21 protein-coding genes are annotated in these 19,369 nt (G+C 59.3%); 15 read left to right on the top strand and 6 right to left on the bottom strand.

Going from position 1 to position 19,369, the window contains the following annotated elements; all coding sequences use genetic code 11:
* The first annotated feature begins 125 nt into the window (after positions 1-125).
* A complete protein-coding gene (locus ABWV64_RS00865; RefSeq protein ID WP_353342372.1) occupies positions 126-512 on the top strand; it encodes a hypothetical protein in 387 nt (128 codons plus the stop codon).
* Here the strand turns inward: ABWV64_RS00865 and ABWV64_RS00860 are convergent, their stop codons facing one another.
* Together ABWV64_RS00860 and ABWV64_RS00855 are read right to left on the bottom strand one after the other, a co-directional pair.
* Positions 513-1,361, bottom strand: a complete 849-nt coding sequence (locus ABWV64_RS00860; RefSeq protein ID WP_353342371.1) for an RlmE family RNA methyltransferase — start codon at positions 1,359-1,361, stop codon at positions 513-515.
* Positions 1,361-2,473, bottom strand: coding sequence for a Ppx/GppA phosphatase family protein (locus tag ABWV64_RS00855; RefSeq protein ID WP_353342370.1), 1,113 nt, complete (start codon positions 2,471-2,473; stop codon positions 1,361-1,363). The genes ABWV64_RS00860 and ABWV64_RS00855 overlap by 1 nt, the downstream gene beginning before the upstream one ends.
* Before the next feature lie 264 nt (positions 2,474-2,737).
* On the opposite strand from ABWV64_RS00855, the gene ABWV64_RS00850 reads away from it, so the two are divergent.
* The 13 genes from ABWV64_RS00850 (at position 2,738) to ABWV64_RS00790 (ending at position 12,570) form a co-directional block, all read left to right on the top strand.
* The gene (locus ABWV64_RS00850; RefSeq protein ID WP_353342369.1) at positions 2,738-3,040 is read left to right on the top strand and encodes a virulence factor; all 303 of its coding nucleotides are present in this window, start codon (positions 2,738-2,740) and stop codon (positions 3,038-3,040) included.
* Positions 3,041-3,066: 26 nt separating this feature from the next.
* Positions 3,067-4,014, top strand: a complete 948-nt coding sequence (locus tag ABWV64_RS00845; protein WP_353342368.1) for a methylenetetrahydrofolate reductase — start codon at positions 3,067-3,069, stop codon at positions 4,012-4,014.
* A gap of 53 nt (positions 4,015-4,067) precedes the next feature.
* Positions 4,068-5,117, top strand: coding sequence for a methyltetrahydrofolate cobalamin methyltransferase (locus ABWV64_RS00840; protein WP_353342367.1), 1,050 nt, complete (start codon positions 4,068-4,070; stop codon positions 5,115-5,117).
* Between the two features lie 1,004 nt (positions 5,118-6,121).
* The gene (locus tag ABWV64_RS00835) at positions 6,122-6,397 is read left to right on the top strand and encodes an STAS domain-containing protein (protein WP_353342366.1); all 276 of its coding nucleotides are present in this window, start codon (positions 6,122-6,124) and stop codon (positions 6,395-6,397) included.
* Positions 6,394-6,759, top strand: a complete 366-nt coding sequence (locus tag ABWV64_RS00830; protein WP_353342365.1) for a response regulator — start codon at positions 6,394-6,396, stop codon at positions 6,757-6,759. The genes ABWV64_RS00835 and ABWV64_RS00830 overlap by 4 nt, the downstream gene beginning before the upstream one ends.
* 10 nt (positions 6,760-6,769) lie before the next feature.
* A complete protein-coding gene (locus ABWV64_RS00825) occupies positions 6,770-9,037 on the top strand; it encodes a chemotaxis protein CheA (RefSeq protein WP_353342364.1) in 2,268 nt (755 codons plus the stop codon).
* 14 nt (positions 9,038-9,051) lie between these two features.
* Positions 9,052-9,510: a chemotaxis protein CheW gene (locus ABWV64_RS00820; protein WP_353342363.1), complete on the top strand. Its 459-nt coding sequence runs from the start codon at positions 9,052-9,054 to the stop codon at positions 9,508-9,510.
* A gap of 5 nt (positions 9,511-9,515) precedes the next feature.
* Positions 9,516-10,364: a CheR family methyltransferase gene (locus ABWV64_RS00815; RefSeq protein WP_353342361.1), complete on the top strand. Its 849-nt coding sequence runs from the start codon at positions 9,516-9,518 to the stop codon at positions 10,362-10,364.
* Between the two features lie 27 nt (positions 10,365-10,391).
* Positions 10,392-10,778 carry a response regulator gene (locus tag ABWV64_RS00810; RefSeq protein ID WP_353342360.1) on the top strand — a complete coding sequence of 129 codons (387 nt, stop codon included), beginning with the start codon at positions 10,392-10,394 and terminating at the stop codon, positions 10,776-10,778.
* 35 nt (positions 10,779-10,813) lie between these two features.
* Positions 10,814-11,245 carry a hypothetical protein gene (locus ABWV64_RS00805; RefSeq protein ID WP_353342359.1) on the top strand — a complete coding sequence of 144 codons (432 nt, stop codon included), beginning with the start codon at positions 10,814-10,816 and terminating at the stop codon, positions 11,243-11,245.
* A 292-nt stretch (positions 11,246-11,537) separates the two neighbouring features.
* Positions 11,538-11,753: a hypothetical protein gene (locus ABWV64_RS00800; RefSeq protein WP_353342358.1), complete on the top strand. Its 216-nt coding sequence runs from the start codon at positions 11,538-11,540 to the stop codon at positions 11,751-11,753.
* Positions 11,754-11,783: 30 nt separating this feature from the next.
* Positions 11,784-12,044 (top strand): hypothetical protein, encoded by a 261-nt coding sequence (locus tag ABWV64_RS00795; protein WP_353342357.1) that lies wholly within the window; start codon positions 11,784-11,786, stop codon positions 12,042-12,044.
* A 274-nt stretch (positions 12,045-12,318) separates the two neighbouring features.
* Positions 12,319-12,570 carry a hypothetical protein gene (locus ABWV64_RS00790; protein ID WP_353342356.1) on the top strand — a complete coding sequence of 84 codons (252 nt, stop codon included), beginning with the start codon at positions 12,319-12,321 and terminating at the stop codon, positions 12,568-12,570.
* 104 nt (positions 12,571-12,674) lie between these two features.
* On the opposite strand, the gene ABWV64_RS00785 is transcribed toward ABWV64_RS00790, so the two are convergent.
* The 4 genes from ABWV64_RS00785 to ABWV64_RS00770 form a co-directional block, all read right to left on the bottom strand.
* Positions 12,675-13,154, bottom strand: coding sequence for a chemotaxis protein CheD (locus ABWV64_RS00785; protein ID WP_353342355.1), 480 nt, complete (start codon positions 13,152-13,154; stop codon positions 12,675-12,677).
* 141 nt (positions 13,155-13,295) lie between these two features.
* Positions 13,296-14,366 carry a protein-glutamate methylesterase/protein-glutamine glutaminase gene (locus tag ABWV64_RS00780; protein ID WP_353342354.1) on the bottom strand — a complete coding sequence of 357 codons (1,071 nt, stop codon included), beginning with the start codon at positions 14,364-14,366 and terminating at the stop codon, positions 13,296-13,298.
* A complete protein-coding gene (locus ABWV64_RS00775) occupies positions 14,366-17,581 on the bottom strand; it encodes a methyl-accepting chemotaxis protein (RefSeq protein WP_353342353.1) in 3,216 nt (1,071 codons plus the stop codon). The genes ABWV64_RS00780 and ABWV64_RS00775 overlap by 1 nt, the downstream gene beginning before the upstream one ends.
* Before the next feature lie 282 nt (positions 17,582-17,863).
* Complete coding sequence (locus ABWV64_RS00770) at positions 17,864-18,469, bottom strand: response regulator (protein ID WP_353342352.1); 606 nt, start codon at positions 18,467-18,469, stop codon at positions 17,864-17,866.
* A gap of 309 nt (positions 18,470-18,778) precedes the next feature.
* Here ABWV64_RS00770 and ABWV64_RS00765 point away from each other — a divergent pair, with 309 nt between their 5' ends.
* Complete coding sequence (locus ABWV64_RS00765) at positions 18,779-19,336, top strand: putative pterin-binding protein (RefSeq protein WP_353342351.1); 558 nt, start codon at positions 18,779-18,781, stop codon at positions 19,334-19,336.
* The last annotated feature ends 33 nt before the right edge of the window (positions 19,337-19,369 follow it).

Raw genomic sequence — 19,369 nt, 5'->3', positions numbered from 1 at the left:
GTCGATTTTCCTCAAAACCGCGCGAAATAGCGCCGATTGCGCAAGACTATCGCCATATTTGCATGGCAGGACATGAGGTGAATTGTGTTTCGAGTTCGGCGTGGGGCCGTATTGAGAGGTGTTTTATGGGTGAGTTGAAGCAGACAGAACAAACACTAGGACGTTCATCCGATGCGCGCGGCGGCGCGCGTCATGCGCAGCTTTTTGCGCTGCTGCGTCAAGGATCGCTGGACGGCGCAGGCGCGCAGGCTTCGGGCTTGCAAGCGGGCCGGAGCGACAATTTTGCGCCTACCTCACAGGCACAGGCTCAGGCTCAGGCCACTTTGCCGCAAACGTCTTTTGCAAGCCAAGCGGCGCAGAGCTTTGAGCGTGCTGCGCCGCGCGACGGCGGCGCGCCAAAAGCCGCAGATTCGACCCCTGCCCCGATCACGGCGGGCAAAGGCATACTCAAACGGCTCTATCCAAAAAAACTCGCCCGCGCCGCACTGGCCGCGCGTAGCGAGGCGGGGTAATCACTCCGCCTCTTCGCCCTCGGGACGCCGATAGCCCATCGCGACCACAAATTTCTCCGAACTGTCGGATCGCGAGGATGGCGGTTTGACGTGGTGAACCTTGTCAAACCGCTGCTTGAGCAGTTTTTGCAATTCGCCCTCCGCGCCGCCCGCCAGAACCTTGGCCACAAAGGTGCCGCCATCGTCCAGCACATCAAAGGCGAAATAGGCCGCCGCCTCGCACAGCGCGATGATACGCAGGTGGTCGGTTTGTTTGTGCCCCGAGGAAGAGGCCGCCATATCCGACATGACCACATCGGCCTTGCCGCCCAGCCACGCTTTGACCTTCAGGTCGGCGTCGTCTTCCATGAAATCCAACTGGTGGATCTCGCAGCCCGCCAAAGGTTCGACCTCTTGCAGATCGACCCCCAAGATGGTGCCGACGGATTTGCCGCTTTTCTCGCCCAGAACGTTGCAGCGTTTGACCGCCACCTGAAGCCAGCCGCCCGGTGCACAGCCAAGATCGACCACCCGCGCACCCGGCACGAGGAAGCGGAATTTATCGTCAAGTTCCATAATCTTATAGGCCGCCCGCCCGCGATAGCCTTCGGCTTGGGCGCGTTTGACATAGGGATCGTTGAGCTGTCGTTGCAGCCAGCGGGTCGAGCTGAGCGTGCGTCCGCGCGCGGTTTTGACCTTGACGGTCAATTCGCGTTGCCCGCGGCCGGAGGTATTTTTTCCGGTGGGGGTCTTGGCCTTGCGCGCGCCCGAGGGGCCTTTTTTGGGGCCGCCTTTCTTGCCGCCCTTACCGCCGCCAGTGCCGCCGCCCGTGCCGCCTCCATTGCCCGCGCCCGTGGTCGAATTTGTCATCAAAATGGTCCGTCTTCGAGAACGCCATTGGCGCTCATTTGTGCATAAAGCAGCCCCTCGCGCAGACCGCGATCAGCCACAGAGAGCCGGTCGGTCGGCCAGCAGCGCATCAAGGCCTGCAAAATCGCCGAGCCCGACATGATCAGCGCCTGCCGGTCCATGCCGATACGCGGATCGGCGCGTCGCCCTGCCGCGCCAAGGTCGAGATAGCCACGGATCACGCGGTCGATCTGGTCCGAGGTCATGCGCAGCCCGTCAACCTTGGTCCGGTCATAGCGTTTGAGCCCCAAATGGGAGGCGGCCACCGTGGTGACCGTGCCGGAGGTGCCGATGATCTGAAATCCCTCGCGCTCCTGCTCATCCTTATAGGGCGCAAATTCCGAAAGGTTTTCCTCGAAGAACCAGCTCATCAAAGCAAAGCGGGCGGCGTCGTCTTCGACGTCGGAGAATTGGTCGCGCAAAGTGGCGACCCCCAAGGGCACGGAAATCCAATCCACCACTTTGGCGGCGGGAAACGGGCTTTCGGGCGGATGGAACCCTGCGTGCAACCGCATGATGGCGCGCGGGCGCTCGCGCGGGGGCACTGACGAAAGGTCGATCCAGACCAATTCGGTCGAGCCGCCGCCGATATCGACGACCAAAAGCTGTTCGGTCTTGGTCGAAACCAGCGGCGCGCAGGAAATCACCGCCAGACGCGCTTCTTCCTCGGGTTTGATAATGTCGAGTTGCAGCCCCGTTTCGCGCCGCACCTGCCGGATGAATTCGCGCGAGTTTTTGGCGCGCCTGCAGGCCTCGGTGGTCACGAGGCGCATATGTTTGACCTTATGGCGTTTGAGCTTTTGCTGGCAAATGCGCAGGGCCTGAATGGTGCGCGCCATGGAAGAGCGCGACAGACGGCCAGACTTCTCCAGACCCGCGCCAAGTTGCACGGATTTCGAGAAACTATCGACCACATGAAACTGGCTGCCCTTGGGCTGCGCAACCAACATGCGGCAACTGTTCGTGCCAAGGTCCAGCGCAGCATAAAGCTCCGACGGATCAGGCGGTTTCGGCGCGGGGCTCTCAACCGGTATCGGGAATGCGCCCGCACCTTCGGGACGCTTGGGCGCCATGGGTTACGCCCTCCATTTTCGAGTTATCCCCAAGGTAGTCCTTATTGCCTCTTCGCGCAAGCGCCGCCGCGCGTCATTCATAACGATCTTTAGGATTTTTCCGATGCTGCGCCGTAGCATTGCCATGGCGATCCGCGTTACATCAAGGCCGCGCCTGCCTCCTGCTTGCGCCGCGTCGCCAATGCGCGCCCTTGTGTCGAGTTTGACGCAAAGCGCGGCGCCGATGCGCCCTATCAATGAGAGATCGCAGTGAAGGAATCACCCATGCCCGAAGTCACAATCGTTTATTGGCGCGACATCCCCGCGCAGGTGATTGTCGGCAAAGGCCGCCGCGCCGCCAAGATCCAATTGCCCGAACGTTTCGAGCAGGCGATCGACCGCGCCGCGATGAAAGTGGGGGCGAAGGACGCCGATGCCTATCTCGCCGAATGGCGAAAGGTGCCCTTTGGTGCGGTAGAGGGCGAACCCTCGGAGGTGGCCGAAGCGCAAGCGCAGCGGCTGGAGCAGGAATTCGATCAGGCGCGGATCAAAGCGCTGATCGATGGGGACGGTTGGGACACGCAGTGATCCCAAGCCGCATTTTGGAGGCCGCGATGGCATTGTTTAACTTCAAGAAGAGCGCAAGCAAGACGACCGGCAATGTGATGGGCGCCGATGCGCGCGCCCTGATGGCCGGATATTCGATCGAAGTCATGCCGCGCACCGCCGCCAAGATCGACAGTTTCGCCGAGATTCTGCCCAAGGGCACGCGGGTCTATGTTGCCCATATCGACGGCACGCCGATCGAGGATATGATCGCCACGGCCAAACGTATCGCGCATGAAGGTTTTGCGGTCATGCCGCATATTCCGGCCCGCTCTGTGCCGTCGCGCGATGCGCTCAATGACTGGATTGCCCGCTATCAAGGCGAGGCCGATGTGCGTCAGGCGCTTTTGCTGGCGGGCGGTATTGCGCAAGCGCGCGGCCCGTTCGACAATTCGATGGACCTGATCGAAAGCGGCGTCTTTGATGCCAATGGCTTCGAGCGCTTGCACGTCGCGGGCCATCCCGAAGGCAGCCGCGATATTGACCCTGCGGGCGGGCGCGCCAATGTCGATGCGGCTTTGGCATTCAAACAGGCCTACGCCGAGCGCACCGATGCCGATATGGCCATTGTCACGCAATTCGCCTTTGAGGCCGCGCCGCTGATCGCTTGGGCCGAGAGCCTAGCGCAGGCGGGGATCACCATGCCGATCCACCTCGGCCTTGCCGCCCCTGCCAAATTGCAAACCCTCATCACCTTTGCCATGTCTTGCGGCGTTGGCCCGTCGTTGAAGGTTTTGCAAAAGCGCGCAATGGATGTCAGCAAGCTGCTTTTGCCCTATACGCCCGATGCGATTTTGGCCGATCTGGCCGCCTATAAGGCCGCCAATCCGCAAAGCCTGATCGAGGGGGTGCATTTCTTCCCGCTCGGCGGTATCAAAACCGCAACGACTTGGACCGCAGAGCATGGCCACGGCCCTGCCCTCGCGCCTGCTTCGCGCGCTGCCTCGGCCCGATAGACCGCGCGCGCCACACAGATAGACGCATTTCGCGTTATAGATAAGGACGACACATGACCCGCACCATCCTAGAGAGCAAAACCAAGACCGTTGTGATGGGCTTTGACGAGCCGTTTTGCGTCATTGGCGAGCGGATCAACCCCACGGGGCGCAAAAAACTCGCCGCCGAATTGGAAGCGGGTGATTTCTCGACCGTAGAGAAAGACGCATTGGCGCAAGTTCTGGCCGGTGCGGCGGTTCTCGATATCAATGCGGGCGTGGTCTATAACTCCAACCCCAACCCCAACGAGACCGAGCCGCCCCTGATGCGCAAGGTCGTCGAGATGGTGCAAGGCCTCGTGGATGTGCCTTTGTGCATCGACAGCTCGGTGCCAGGCGCCTTGGAAGCGGGTTTGGAGATTGCCGAAGGCCGCCCCCTGCTCAATTCGGTGACCGGCGAGGAGGACCGTTTGGAATTGGTCCTGCCTTTGGTGAAGAAATACAACGTGCCGGTTGTGGCGATTTCCAACGATGACACCGGCATTTCCGAAGACCCCGATGTGCGCTTTGCCGTGGCCAAGAAGATCGTCGAGCGGGCCGCGGATTTCGGCATTCCCGCCCATGACATCGTGGTCGACCCCTTGGTCATGCCCATCGGCGCGATGGCCACGGCGGGGCAACAGGTGTTTGCTCTGGTGCGGCGTCTGCGCGAAGAATTGGGCGTGAATACCACCTGCGGCGCGTCGAATATCTCCTTCGGCCTGCCCAACCGGCACGGCATCAATAATGCGTTTTTGCCCATGGCCATGGGCGCGGGTATGACCTCGGCCATCATGAACCCCGTCGCCATGCCGGTCAGCCAAGCCAAGCTGCAAGCCAAACGCGACGAGTTGCAGGCGGCGGGCATCATCTTGCCCGAGGGGATGGACGATGCGCTTTTGGCCAAACTCACCGGTTTGGGCGCGCTCACCGCCACGGCGGGTTCGGAGATGCAGGCGATCATGGCGGCAAACCTGCTGAGCAACCAAGACCCGCATGGCGCGGCATGGATTGCGGCCAACAAAACCCCGACCGCCGCCGAAACCGCAGGCGCGCGCGGCGGGCGGCGGCGGCGGCGCGGATAAATCGCGCGGCGCACAGAGCCTACGAACCCTCAAAACCCCGCTCTGTGGCGGGGTTTTTCTTTGCGATGGGTCCATGCGGTTGGATGATTTTCGAACCCTCCGCCGGATCGGGTGCAGCGCTGGATTTTCAAACCCTGCCGCACTGCGAAACCCAAATGACGTCGTCAGAGCGAAGCTTTCGCCCCGATGGCCGCTCGATAAATCGTGCGAACGCGCCTCGCCCGTCTCCGGAACATCGCGCCCGCTCGTCGGACATGATAGTCTCGGAGAGCCGCAAACAAGGTCTCGCGCCAGAACTGGCCACGGACACGGCTCTAGATTATGCTCGGCAAAATTCTCTTCGGGCGTGAGCAGCAATGCTCGGTTACCCCCAATGCTGGAATATTCCCAATGTAATCAGCCAGATAAGTCGCTTATGCCCCTTGCGGCCTGAAACCTGCCGCAAAAGACCCGTCCGTATGAAGCAGGCTTCACGATGCCCACAATCTCCAACGCGCCTTGAAGCGCGGCGCGAAACGCGGCGCTTTGACCATTGCCGCAGCCGTTCTTTTGAGGGCCGCCCGTCATAATCATCGATGCTTGATCATGGATACTTGGCCAGCGGGTAATCGCCTCCCCCGCAAGCGTTGCGGCGGAGGCGAGAAATAACACCGCGGTCACAAGGGTTCTCATGTGCCTAAATATGTGCTGTGACGCGGTAAGAGGCGCGACTCCCGTCCCGTCCCAGTGGGCACCGAAAATCTTATGTCCAATCCGGCCGGACATAGGGCGCAGTCACTATGTCAGCGCAAGCGCGACAACTTGTGTTTGTTTTATACGCTTTGCAGATCGAAATCTTGCCTGTCCGCGCAGAGTTCGGCCCAAACTGTTTCAAAATGGGGCAAATTGGCTATGGGCCGTAACTCCGTTTTAACCGCCCGCCCCATAGAACCGTCAGGAACCGGAACGGAATTATGGGAGGTTGGCAATGCCGAACCAGCGTATTGCGCCCAAGGCAGGTGGCTATGAGTGAGCCGCTTGTTCTTCAGTCCAAACTAGATCTGCCCGCAGCAGAGCCCTTGGCGTCCAGCCTCAAAGAGCGGCTGGATGGCGACATCACGGTTGATGCTGGCCCCGTGGCCAATATCGGCGCGCTGTGTTTGCAGGTGCTTTTGTCGGCAGCCACATCGCTTAAGGCAAAGGGTCACAAGATGAGCATCATTAATGCCTCGGACCGGCTCATTGAGCAGATGCACCAAATGGGTTTCACCCCTGAATCGATCTCGGAGGGCAAACCATGAGCCTCAATATCCTCGCAGTAGATGACAGCCGCACCATGCGCGACATGATCCGTATGGCGCTTACACCGGCGGGCTTTACCGTGCATCTGGCCGATGACGGCGTGCACGGGCTTGAGGTGCTTGGCGGGCTCGAACCCGATGTGATCATCACCGACATCAACATGCCGCGCATGGATGGGTTCGGATTTATCGACGCGGTGCGCGATCAGGACAGCCACCGCGCCACGCCGATCCTTGTGCTGACCACCGAAAGCTCGCCCGAATTGAAAATGCGTGCCCGCAACGCCGGTGCAACCGGATGGATCGTGAAGCCTTTCGATCCGGTGAAACTGGTCAAAGCACTGCAAATGGTCGCAGGCTAGGAGAACGGATATGAGTGACGCAAATGATCCCATGGCGGAAATCCGCGCCTCTTTCTTCATTGAGTGTGAAGAGCTTATGGAGGCCCTGCAAGACGGTTTGACCACGCTTGACGAGGGCGATGACGATCCCGAAACGATCAATATCGTCTTTCGCGCGGTGCATTCGATCAAAGGCGGCGCGGGCGCTTTCGGGCTGGAAGCCTTGGTGCGCTTTGCCCACCGCTACGAGACGGCGCTCGACGATGTGCGTTCCAATAAATTCACGCCTGATGCGGATGCAATGCGTCTGTTTTTCGCCTGTGCCGACCACCTGTCCGACCTGATTCGAGTCTGCCGCGACGATGAACCTCTGCCCGACGAGCGCAGCGCAGAGCTTTTGGCGCAGCTTGACCAACTCTTGGGCGGCCCCGAGGAAGAGGAAGAAGAGGTCTCGGCCGATGATTTCGAGCCGATGGGCGTGTCCATGTCGCTCGATCTTGACGGCTTGCCGCCGCTTCCCGATCTGCCCGACCTCGATGCCGATGCACCCGCTGCCGCCGAGGACAATGGCCCGAAAACCCATTACATCCGCTTCAAACCCCAACAGGAAATGTTTGAAACCGGCAATGAGCCACAGATGCTCTTGCGCAATCTGGGTGCCTTGGGCACGGCGCGCGTCGAATGCGACATGAGCGAGCTGCCCGCGCTTGATACTCTGGCGGCAGAAACGCCCTATCTGGCGTGGAATATCACCTTGGAAGCCGATGTTGACGAGGCCGAAATTCGCGAGATTTTCGAATTTGTTGAGGGGCTTTGCGAGCTGTCGGTCAGCACCACCCCTTTCGGTGAAGACGAGCCTGAACCCGCGCCTGAAGTCGCACCTGCCCCGCAACAAAGCGCCGCGATCGAAGCGCTGCCGGAGCCGCCAGCAACCCTGCCTGATGACGCGCCCGAAGAGGCCCCCTCGGCCGCCGCTCCCGTGAAGGTGACGACAGCCGAAGCCCCGAAAGACGCCGCACAGACACCCGCGCCGAGCGCCGCCCCCGACGAGGGTGCAGCGCGCAAACCTGCGGGCAAATCGGGCGGAGCAGCGGCCAATGCCCCCAAGTCGGTCGTCCGCGTCGATCTCGAACGCATCGAGCGCTTGGTCAATCTGGTCGGCGAATTGGTGATCAACCAAGCGATGCTATCGCAAAGCCTCGAACAGGCAGGCCTATCGCCGCATTCCGATGCGATGAACGGGCTTGAAGAATTCCAACGCCTGACGCGCGACATTCAGGATTCGGTGATGATGATCCGCGCGCAGCCGGTCAAATCGCTCTTCCAACGCATGAGCCGGATTATCCGCGAGGCCTCGGCCGCGGTCGGCAAGAATGTGCGCCTTGTCACTGATGGCGAAGGCACCGAAGTCGACAAGACCGTGATTGAACGGCTTGCTGATCCTTTGACCCATATGATCCGCAATGCGGTGGACCACGGGCTGGAAAGCAAAGACGACCGGATTGCTGCGGGCAAATCGCCCGAAGGGATCGTGACCCTGTCGGCGGCGCACCGTTCGGGGCGCGTGGTGATTGAAATTGCCGATGACGGCGCAGGGATCAACCGCAAACGTGTGCTTGAGATCGCGATCAAAAAGGGCCTCGTGCCTGCCGATGCGAACCTGAGCGATAGTGACATCGACAATCTGCTCTTCGCCCCAGGTTTTTCGACGGCCAGCCAGATTTCCGATCTGTCGGGACGCGGCGTAGGCATGGATGTGGTGAAAACCGCCATTCAAGCTCTGGGCGGACGGATCACCATCACCTCCGAGGCGGGCAAGGGCACGAAATTCTCGATCTCCTTGCCCCTGACCCTCGCGGTTCTGGACGGGATGGTGGTCAATGTTGCCGACGAAACCCTTGTCGTGCCCCTCAATGTCGTGGTCGAAACCCTGTCTTTGGGCGAGGCCGACGTCGAGATGCTGCGCCCGGGCAAGCATATCGTGAGGGTGCGCGGCGAATTCGTCCCGCTCTTCGATCTGGGCGTCGAGCTTGGCTATCGCCCTGCACGCGACAACTATGTCGGGGCCATCGTATTGCTGATCGCCTATGAGGACGGGGCCCGCGCCGCGCTCATCATCGACGGTATCCAAGACCAACGCCAAGTGGTGATCAAAGGGCTCGACGACAGTTTCTTCCGCGCCCCCGGCATCGCCGCCGCAACCATTCTCGGGGACGGGCAGATCGCCCTCATCCTCGACCCCGCCGACATCATCGCAGAGGCCTCGGGCGCGTCCCGGACCGAAGCTTTGAGCGCATAATAAGGAGCATCGTTATGAGTGACCCCAATCAAGCAACAGATCTTGAATTGCTCACCTTCAAAGTGGCGGATCAAGAATATTCCCTCGACATCATGTCAGTTCGCGAAATTCGCGGCTGGACGCGCACGACGCCTATGCCGCATGCGCCGGATTATATGCGCGGGGTGATCAACTTGCGCGGCACGGTTTTGCCCGTGATGGATCTGGCGCGACGGCTGTGTTTGCCGGTCCAAGAAACCAGCGACCGCAATGTGATCATCGTGGTCAATCTGGGCGGCACGCTCACCGGCCTGCTCGTCGATGCGGTCTCGGACATCGTTGCGATGACCGAAAGCGATTTGCAGCCGCCGCCCGAAATGGCGTCGGAGCCGCATATGTCAGTCGTGCGCGCGCTCACATTGATCGACGACCGGATGATCCGCGTTCTTGATCTTGCGGCGGTTGTCCCTGCGACGGCGGATGAAGCCGCATGAGCGATATGAGTGGGAACCCCGGGGCAAGCGCGAGTTTGAGCCCAAAGGCCTTTGAGGTCATCGCCGGTCTGGCGAAAAGCGAGGCGGGGATCATCTTGACCCCCGCAAAGACCACGATGGTGCAATCGCGCCTGCGCGGCCGCATCCGCGCCGTTGGCTACGCTGATTTCGATGACTATGCCAAATTTGTCTCGTCAGAGTCCGGATTGGCAGAGCGGCGCGAGATGATTTCGGCCCTGACCACCAATGTATCGCATTTCTTTCGCGAGCCGCATCACTTCGACATGCTGCGAGATCAAGCCTTGCCCATCTTGCGCGAACGTGCCCGAAATGGCGGACGGGTGCGGATTTGGTCGGCCGGATGTTCCAGCGGACAAGAACCCTATTCCATCGCCATGACGCTCATGGAGCACGCACCCGAGATGGCACAAAAAGACGTGCTTATTCTGGCCTCTGATATTGATCCGCAGATCTTGGCCAAGGCCAAGGCGGGGATTTACTCCGAGCAACAAATCGGCGGCATTCCAGAGGGCTACCTCAAGAAATATATGCGCAAATCCGGATCCGGCCTTGATGTGCAATATGAGGTTGATCCGGCGTTGAAAAAACTTGTGCGCTTTCGCGAGCTGAACCTGCTGCGCGACTGGCCCATGTCGGGCGGCTTTGATGTGGTATTTTGCCGGAACGTGGTCATTTACTTTGATGCGCCGACACAGGCATCGCTTTGGCCAAGGTTCCACAAGATGCTTGGCAAGGACGCGTGGTTCTTCTTGGGACATTCGGAACGGATTTCCGATTGCGCCCAACCCCTTTTCAAATCGATCGGCTTGACCGCCTATCGCCCTGCCGCATAGCGGCAACAACTCCAGGAGGACTGGTCTATGGCTCTGCGAGACCAATTGAGAGTTATGGTTGTCGACGATATGTCTACCAGCCGCGGCTTGATCACACAGGCACTCGACGGCTTCGGCATTCGCAACGTGGCGAGCACCGACAATGGTGCAACCGCGCTCAAAGCGCTCGAAACCGCACCGGTGCATCTTGTGATTTCGGATTACAACATGCCAGAAATGGACGGATTGAAGCTTTTGCATCAATTGCGCTCGGCGCCCAAGACCAAAGGCGTGGGGTTCATTTTGATCACCGGACGTGCGGAAAAACAGATCATCGAGTATGGTAAGAAGTTGGGAATGAACAACTTTCTCAAAAAGCCCTTCGAGCCTGACGAGCTGCGTAAATGTATCGAAGCGGTGGTGGGGCGGCTGTAATGCACACGGCAAAGACGACACAGGAAGCATCCTCTATGGCAGGTGACAAAGACGAAATCGTCAACATCACCGCTTCGAGCATGATTGAGGTGCTCGCAGGGCAAGTCAAAACCCTGCGCACCATCACAATCGCGCTCGAGAACGCGCTTTCTACGTCTCTTTGCAACTGCAACCCTTTGGACGGCGAGACCTTGCAAAGCTTTCAGCGGGTGGATTTCCTGCGCCAGTCCTTGCAGGACATCGAGGCGATCTTGCTTTATGTCAGCGAACATATGAGTTGGCACGCTGACAGTTCGGTGACCGTCGACGGGTTGCTACGCTCGGTGCATATGCGCGACAGCCTCAAAGACATCGTCCACTCCTTGCCAGAGGACGCCAAACATGGCTGCTCGGATGCCGATTTGTTTCTAGAGGACGGGTTGGACTCCCCCTCCGCATCCGATGACGACGACGACATCTGGCTGTGACGACCGTCAAACTTGGCTCAAAATGCCCGCTCGGCTTTGTCCGCAGCGGGCATTTTTGTGCACATCGGATCAGCCAACGTGCAAGGAGAAGGCCAGCGCGCCTTCCCATGCACCGCCTCTGATCTGCGGCGCGGCGCGTGATGCGATGGAACGAGGAAAACTCAGCGCTGCGAAGAACACAGCCGGCACCTCCCCCCCAAAGGGAACGGGCACCCCCCAAAATCCTTGGCTGCGCACCGATCTCAAGCGCACCAATTCCGTTCCCGTAACAATTTTGCCTATTAGGAAGGCCATGAATAAAATTGCTCTCGGCCTCGCCGCCGCAATCGCTCTGTCTGGCTGCACACCCGACCCCGTGGCCGTCACCTCTGTCCCCGTAACGGCGTCGATGAAGCGCAGGCTGGATACCAGTAAGCTCGCGAAAGACACCACAAAAACAACGGTGCGCGCCTATACTGTCAGTGCAGATGGCAAGAAAACCAATGAGGTGGTCGGGGCGAAATGCTAGATCTGATCCGATGAGCGTCTCGCGGCGGGGGTGACGCCGCAAGTTGTCGTTCTTCCCAAGTTCAAGCAACGCGCCGGATTGGACAATCGCGGCTTGCCCAGTTCGCTCATCGTTACCTGTAAGGCCGATAAATTGAGCGGCGCGGCGTCGGTCTCGTGGCAGGAAAAAGCCATCGGCACCACAGTTGGTGGCGGATTGGCAGCCGCGTTGATCACCGTGGCCGTCTCTGCCGCTGTGGCAAGCTCGGTGCCTTGGGCCTATCCGGCAGATGTTAAAGTCACGCTGAAGTAACCCAATGCGTCTTTTGGGTAAACAAGTTGCCGCCCTTGCTTTGGCGGCAACACTGGGCCTGACAGCTTGCGTTAGCGGCTCCGAGCCTTCCGAACCGCCGTTGGCCGTGACTGCAAAGGCAAGCACGGGCTTGCAGGTTGTCGGCACCTCGTCGATGACTTTGCGCACGTATAAAACTTCAAAAGACGGCAAACGCCAAGACGTGAGCGGCGCTCTATGCCAACTGACGTCGCCGCAAATCAATGCGGCGGTGACATCTCCGCGCGCGGTATCGATGCCAACATATGCGCAAGGTGCGCGCTTCAAGAACCGAGGCGCGCCCGCGCCCGTCAAGATCAGTTGCCGCGCAGGAGATTTGCGCGGCAGCGCGACGGTCATCCCCGAACCCATCGGCGCGCAAAATCAATATCGCGCCGGTGCGAGCACGTCGGGTCAGGTGAGCACCAGTATCGTGACGCTCAACAAAAGGATGCACTCGGCCTATCCTTGGGGCTTTGGCGGCGGCGTTGCGGTAGAGTTGAAGTAGTCGGGGATCGTGCGGCCAATCAGCTATAATCTGACTTGAAAGATGAAAAGCGCCCTGAGCAATCAGGGCGCTTTTCATCTTTATCCATGCTCGCCTTCCGCGGTCTAGAACAGCTCCAGATCGTTGCCTCCGGCCGGCTCGGCCTTGGGGCGCGGCGGCGGCGGCGGCGGGACGGCGGCGCCTGCGATCGATTTTTGCAGCACCCGTCCTTCGCCCGCATAAAAGCGGATTTGCCGCGCGAGAGTTCCACCAAGACTTTTGCCGACACAGGGGATGTTTTCGCGCTCAAGGTATTCAACGACAAAAACGCCGTTGACTTGACCGATATCTGACAGGCCCTCGATCATCTTGGCACCGCCAAATACCTTTGCCTGAAGGTTTTCGCGCTTTGCACCGCGGCGGATCAATCCGTTGATGACCAATTCCATCGCGTTCACACCGGCAAAGTCATTCCGGCTTGCGCCGCTGCCCGATTGGGCCACAAGAATGTGGTTCATTCCCCCGACCCCAGCGACCGGATCCCAAATGCATGTGGCAACGCAAGAGCCCAAGATGGTGGTGATAATGCCATCGGGCTCGGACATGCAGGCAAACTCGCCTTGTGTGATATTTACGGATTTACCCGCAACGCTCGCATCTCTCAATTTTTGGTCCCTTCCTTTCAGGATGGCTTATGTTTCGGGCGCGGCGACACCATTGTATTGCCACTGCCGTTCACAAGTCCTTTACAGCTTTGCGCGCACCGGTTTGCAGACAAGGCTGCTGATCTCGTCCAATGGCACTTGCGCATCGACCGCGCCGATTTCGACGGCGGCACGCGGCATTCCATAGACCACACAACTATCGCGATCTTGCGCAACGCAATGGGCTCCGCCGTCGTGCAATGCCTTCATCCCCTCCGCGCCATCGCGCCCCAATCCGGTCAAAATGACGGCATGGACCCGCGAAGCAAACTCCTGCGCCGAGAAAAACAACTCGTCGACCGAGGGGCAATGCCCGTTGCGTTTGGGTTTGTCGATCAGGCTGCAATAGACCTTGGAGCCGCGCAGGGCGACGCCGGTATGCAATGCGCCGCCAGGTGATACATAGACATTGCCCGGTTTAAGCTCGAGCCCATCAGCGGCCAATTGCACGTCATGGGGAAAAAGCTGTGCCAAGCGTCCGCAAAAGCTGCTCAGGAAGGCTTCGGGCATATGTTGTGACAAAACGATCGGCGGGGCGTTGCGCGGCATTGTCGATAGGACTTTTTCAAACGCGGCCACACCGCCCGTCGAAGCACCGATCAAGATCACCTCGCCGCCCCATTTGCGCGCCATCTCCGGCACAGATTGCGCGACGGGCGTGCCTTTGCTTGGCTCCCAACTGTCGCGCTTGGAGGAGCCGGTGTTCACGACCGCGCTTGCAACCGCATCGCGAAGGCTGAGCAAATCGGCCTTGCTGATACCGCTCAGCGGTTTGGGCAACACATCGAAAGCGCCTAGAGAGAGCGCGCGCACGGCATTGTCGCTGCCTGCTTGCGTGACCGAGGAAAACATCACCACTGGCATCGGGCGCAAACGCATCAAACGCTCAAGGAAATCAAGCCCAGACATGCGCGGCATTTCGACATCCAGAGTAATCACATCGGGGTTGAGGCTCTTGATCAAGCCCCGCGCCTCATAGGCGTCTGATGCTTCACCGACCACTTCAAGGCGCGGATCATTGCTGAGCGCGTGAGCGAGCACCGCACGAATGGCGGGCGAGTCGTCCACAATCAAGACACGGCGCGGGACCGTCATATCATTTGCATGTTTCATCAAAACTCTTCCCATGACTCTTCGATGTTATCTTCGGTTGCAGCGAGAACGGCGCCCGAGCGCCGGTCGATGACCACGCGGCGGCGCTCCGTGCGCCGCTCGGGCTCCCAACCATCGTGTGATGGTTTTGCACGATTGGCCGCGGCCGGTTTCGGCGCCGCTGCGGGCGTGGCCGGTTTCGGGGCCGCAACGGGCGCGGGCTTGCGTGCGGACACAGGCGCAGGTGCTTTCGCAGTGGGTTTCGGCGCGGGCGGCGCTACTGCTGGCCGCTTGTCTTGACCCAATTTGAAACCGCTCAGGCTGCGCGCCAATACATCTGCGCGCCGTGCAAGTGCGTTGCTGGCCGAGGATGTTTCCTCGAACATGGCCGCATTTTGTTGCGTGGTTTGGTCGATCTCCATCACCGCAGCGTTGATCTGCTGCAAGCCTGTCGATTGTTCGCGCCCCGATTTTGCGATGTCGCCAATATAACCGGAAATTTCGGACACGGATTCCATGATGTGTTTGAGCGCATCGCCGGTTTCTCCCACCAAGGTCACGCCCTTATCCACATGCTCGCCCGATTTACGCAAAAGCGTGTTGATCTCTCCGGCCGCGTCCGAGCAACGCTGTGCGAGCGCGCGCACTTCGGTTGCAACCACAGCAAAGCCGCGCCCAGCCTCGCCCGCGCGCGCCGCCTCGACGCCAGCGTTGAGCGCCAAGAGGTTGGTTTGAAACGCGATCTCGTCGATCACGCTGATCACCTTCACGATTTCCTGACTTGAGGCCTCGATCTCCGACATGGCCTCGACGGCTTCGCCAACCACTTCTTCGCTCCGTTCGGCGCGGGTGCGCGCTTCGCTGACAACGGTTTCGGTGCGCGCCGCGCCTTCGGCCGCGCTATGGACGTTGGTTGTCATCTCATCGAGCGCATTGGCGGTGTCGCGCAAGGTCGCGGCCTGACGCTCCGAGCGGATTGCCATATCTTCGGCAGCATTGGAAATTTCGGCGCTTTCGGCGCGCATGTTCAGCGACTCTTCGGCCGCCACTTCAAGCGCACGCGCCAGATCTGCAACCGCAGCGTTGAAATCTCCACGCAATTGCTCGTATTCGGGTGCAAATTCGGCGTCAAGGCGCGTGGTCAGATCCCCTTGCGCAAGGCTTTGCATGCCGATGCGAATTTGCTCGACCATATGCGTCTGCGCGGCTTCCATTGCGGCGCGTTTGGCTTCGGCCTTGCTCAGATGCGCATGATCGACGGTAATATCATTTCCGATCAGAACATATCCGGCGAAGGAGCCAACACGGGTGCGGATCGGAGAGAAGCTCCCCTCAAGGATCGTTTCTTTGGCTTCAGGCGCGTCCGGCTTGAGCACAAAACGGCCGCTGACCGTATCACCCTCAAGCAGTTTCGCATGGGTTTTATCGCCCCCTTGCTGCCCGCGTTTTTCGTCCGCATCACCGCGGAACATGTCGCGCATTTTCACGCCTCGCAACGCGTCAAGCGACAGGTTACAGCATTCAAAGAACCCCGCATTCGCATATTTCAACCCGCCATCTTCATCGAACTCGGCAAAAACCTGACTGGAATCAATGGCCTGTATGATCGCATTGCGGCGGGTTTCTTCGGTCGCATCCGACCATTCAACGACCGATCCAAGCAACTCGCCATCGTCGTCGAAAAAGGGCTGCACATCAATCGCGAGACGGATATCGCCAAGCGGGATTGCTGCGGTAAAGCGTTGCCCCGCAGCGGCACCAACCCGTTTGCGGATCGCCTCTGGTGCACGGTGAAACACATCCATGTTCATTCCGATACAGCCGTCAGGATCAAAGTCGGGCGCGACTTTGCGGATATCATCGGCATAGGTGCGCACAAGCTCGCGGATCGACTGGTTCATATGCGTGACGCAGAAATTCGCATCCGTCATCATCAAGGCGGCCGAAGTGGCCCCGACGGCGGCGCTTTGGAACTTACTGTCGGCATTCTTGGCTTCGGCTCCGACCAATTCGGTTTGAAGCGCGGCCAAAGCTTTGCCGATTGACCCGATCTCATCGCCGCGATCCACGCCGGGCACCGTGACAGTGTAATCCCCATGGCGAATGGCGCTGATGGCATTTGAAAGATCTTTGAGCGGGCGGCTCAAACCGCGGCCCAAGACGATCCCAGCCAGCGCGAAAAGAGCCATAAGCGCAAGACCTTGCACAATCTGGTCACGGCGCAGTTTATTTGCCAGATTAAAGACGTCGGCTTGTGCGGTCTCGACCACAGCCACCCAGGACACGCCTTCGATCATGACCGGTTGAAACCCCGACAAAAGCGGCACATCGCGCTGCGTTTGAGAGACGTTCGCCTCCCCCGCCAGCGCGGTGTTCAACGGTGCCGGATCACGCAGCGGCGCAAGGTCGATAACTGCTGCATCCGATGACAAAATGCCCTGCTCTGCATCAAGCAAAAAGGCATTGCCCTGAGCGCCGTTCCCAGCGGTCCGCGCCATGATCTGCTCGACAGGTGCGGTGGACAAGCGCACGGCAAAGACCCCGTCGGGAGCACCATTCGCACCTTTGACCAATTGCAAGGCAAAGGCCGAAAGCGCCCCGCCGACGGGCGCATAGGGGGCGAAATTTACGAATGTGACCGTCTCGCCCTCGCCGCCGCCATTTTCGAAAAGCGATCGCACGGCTTGGGTCAGCGCAGTTTGCGGTGTTTGCGCGATACTGGAGGCAAAGTCGTCGCGTTTTTCAACCGAATAGACCAAATTGCCAAACTTATCGAAGAGGAACACATCGGCAAAACCGGCACGTTCGGCCAAACCGCGATAGAATGGATGGTAGCGCTTATGCCCGCGGCTATAGGCCGAGCGTAATTCAGGATTGTCCAATGCGGCTCGTTCGCCTTCGGGGTGGGGATTGTCGGTGATAAATGCGCGGGTCAATTCCGCCTGCGCCGCGCCGTCAAAGGCTTTCCACCCTGACCCAAAGACGCGCAGGGCCGTGGCGGTGTTTGGGCTGCTCGCTTGAAACGCGACCTCGGCTTCAACCTGCGCAAACCAATCTTCGATTTCGGAGGCGCGCCGTTTGCTCATCGCACCGATGCTATCGTGCGATTCGTCCAAAAGCAGCGCCCGCGCGCCATAGTAAGACGAGGCACCCATCGTGCCTAAAGCGCTCAAGCTCAAGGCAAAGAACATGGCCGGTAGCACCAATGCGATAGGAATATTCCGAAGCAACTTCATATGCATCTCGGCGAACCGCCGTCCCTAGGTTTGAGTTCTAGCTCAGCCCTTATCGGTGCGAACGGTGAAGATGACTTTAATCGGCGCGGTTTTGGACCGTTATCGGGCGAGAATATTCGCTCAAATAAGAGAAATAATTGCACAGGTTGCCACGCGCGGCGCCGCACATCGCAATCGAGACATCGGGCGGAGCATGTCCCCTTTGGACGGCGCCAAATAGCGCGCAGTCAGATCGGCGGCGCGCTGCAGATCACCGGTCAATCAAGCAAGGCCGCAAGCGGTTTATACCAGATCCAGATCGCGCCCAATCATTGCCGCATGGGTGCGATTGCGCGCATCCAGCTTTCGGCTAAGGGTCTTTACATGAAGCTTGATCGTGACTTCCTGCACGCCCAGATCGCGGGCGATTTCCTTGTTGGATTTACCCTCGCAAATTCCATTCAAAACATCGCGCTCGCGCGGCGTGAGTTTCACCGAAAGCGCATCGGCCTTTTGCGACAAGAATTGCAGCGGACGGTAAACCTCTCCTTCGAGGATATGTTGGACCGCGCTCAGCAGCGTGTCGGGTGACAAGGTTTTGGGCAAAAATCCGGCCGCTCCGGCCTCCAGCGCGCGGCGTGCCACATCCGCAGACGCCGTGCCCGACATCACCGCGACCGCACCGGCATTTGGCAAAGACAAGAGTTTGCGAAGGCCGTCCAACCCGTCCATCCCGGGCATCGTATAGTCCAATACGACCAAATCGAAGGGGCCAGAGGTTTTCACAAGCTCAAGCGCCTGTACAAAATCAGCGGCTTGAACAACGCGAATATCGCTGCTCGCCTCGAGATAGGCCGCAATCGTTTCGCGCACCAATTCATGATCGTCGGCAAGTAGGATTTCGCTCATTTCTCAACGCTCTTTCACACAATGTCCTGCGCATGGGCGGCATTTGAAGGCCGCGCAGGGGATACTCTCGCAAAGCCAGTATCGCCCGTAAAGGGTGAAACAAATCTAAAGGTCGCTCGGGTTTCCTATTCTGTCGGATAGGGGTGTAGACGCGGGCCGCCACAGAGACGAAAGTGAAGCCAGTGAGTCTCGTTAAACTTGTATCACAAATCGCACCGGTTGACCAAATCGGGTTGATTGTGTGCGCTTTTCCCCGCCTATTGTCCATCCGCCCAACCGCTCGGATTGCTAAAACCTTTTAGGAACGACATGCCACAGCCTGATTTTCAGACCCTCATTCAGTCCGCAAAACGTATCTTTATATTGGGTGCCGCGGCCTTGATCCTCATCTTGGCGATGACGCCCCACCGCGCCCAAGCACAAGAGGCGCCGTTGCTGCGCGTCTATGATCTGCGCATGGCCCCGAATGCCGCCCTGCCGCCTGCCGACACATATTTAAGCGCAAGTATGGATTTCGCCGCGCTGCAAGATCTGCCGCAAGAAACACTTGAGACCAGCACAATCTGGACCGACGGCGTGCAACTTTTCGAAGGTGTCAGCCTGCGCGTGTTGCTCGAACCGCTCGCACTTGATGGAGGCCAGTTGATCCTGATCGCCCAAAATGACTATCAAGTCCGCCTGTCGGTCGAGGATGCGCTCACCCAAGAAGGGCTTTTGGCCCATAGCCGCAACGGGCAGCGCATGTCTTTGCGCGACAAGGGGCCGCTATGGCTGGTCTATCCCTATGACAAAAGTGCGGTTTACCGCAGCGAAACGATTTTTGCGCAAAGTGTCTGGCAATTGGACCGCATCGTGATTTTGCCCTAACCTAATCGGGTTGGCAGGACCGGCGCGGACCCG

It is taken from the genome of Litorivita sp. NS0012-18 (genome assembly GCF_040371945.1).
Lineage (GTDB): Bacteria > Pseudomonadota > Alphaproteobacteria > Rhodobacterales > Rhodobacteraceae > Litorivita.
Note: the sequence above shows the minus strand (reverse complement) of the source record. Positions and strands in the feature narration are given on the sequence as shown.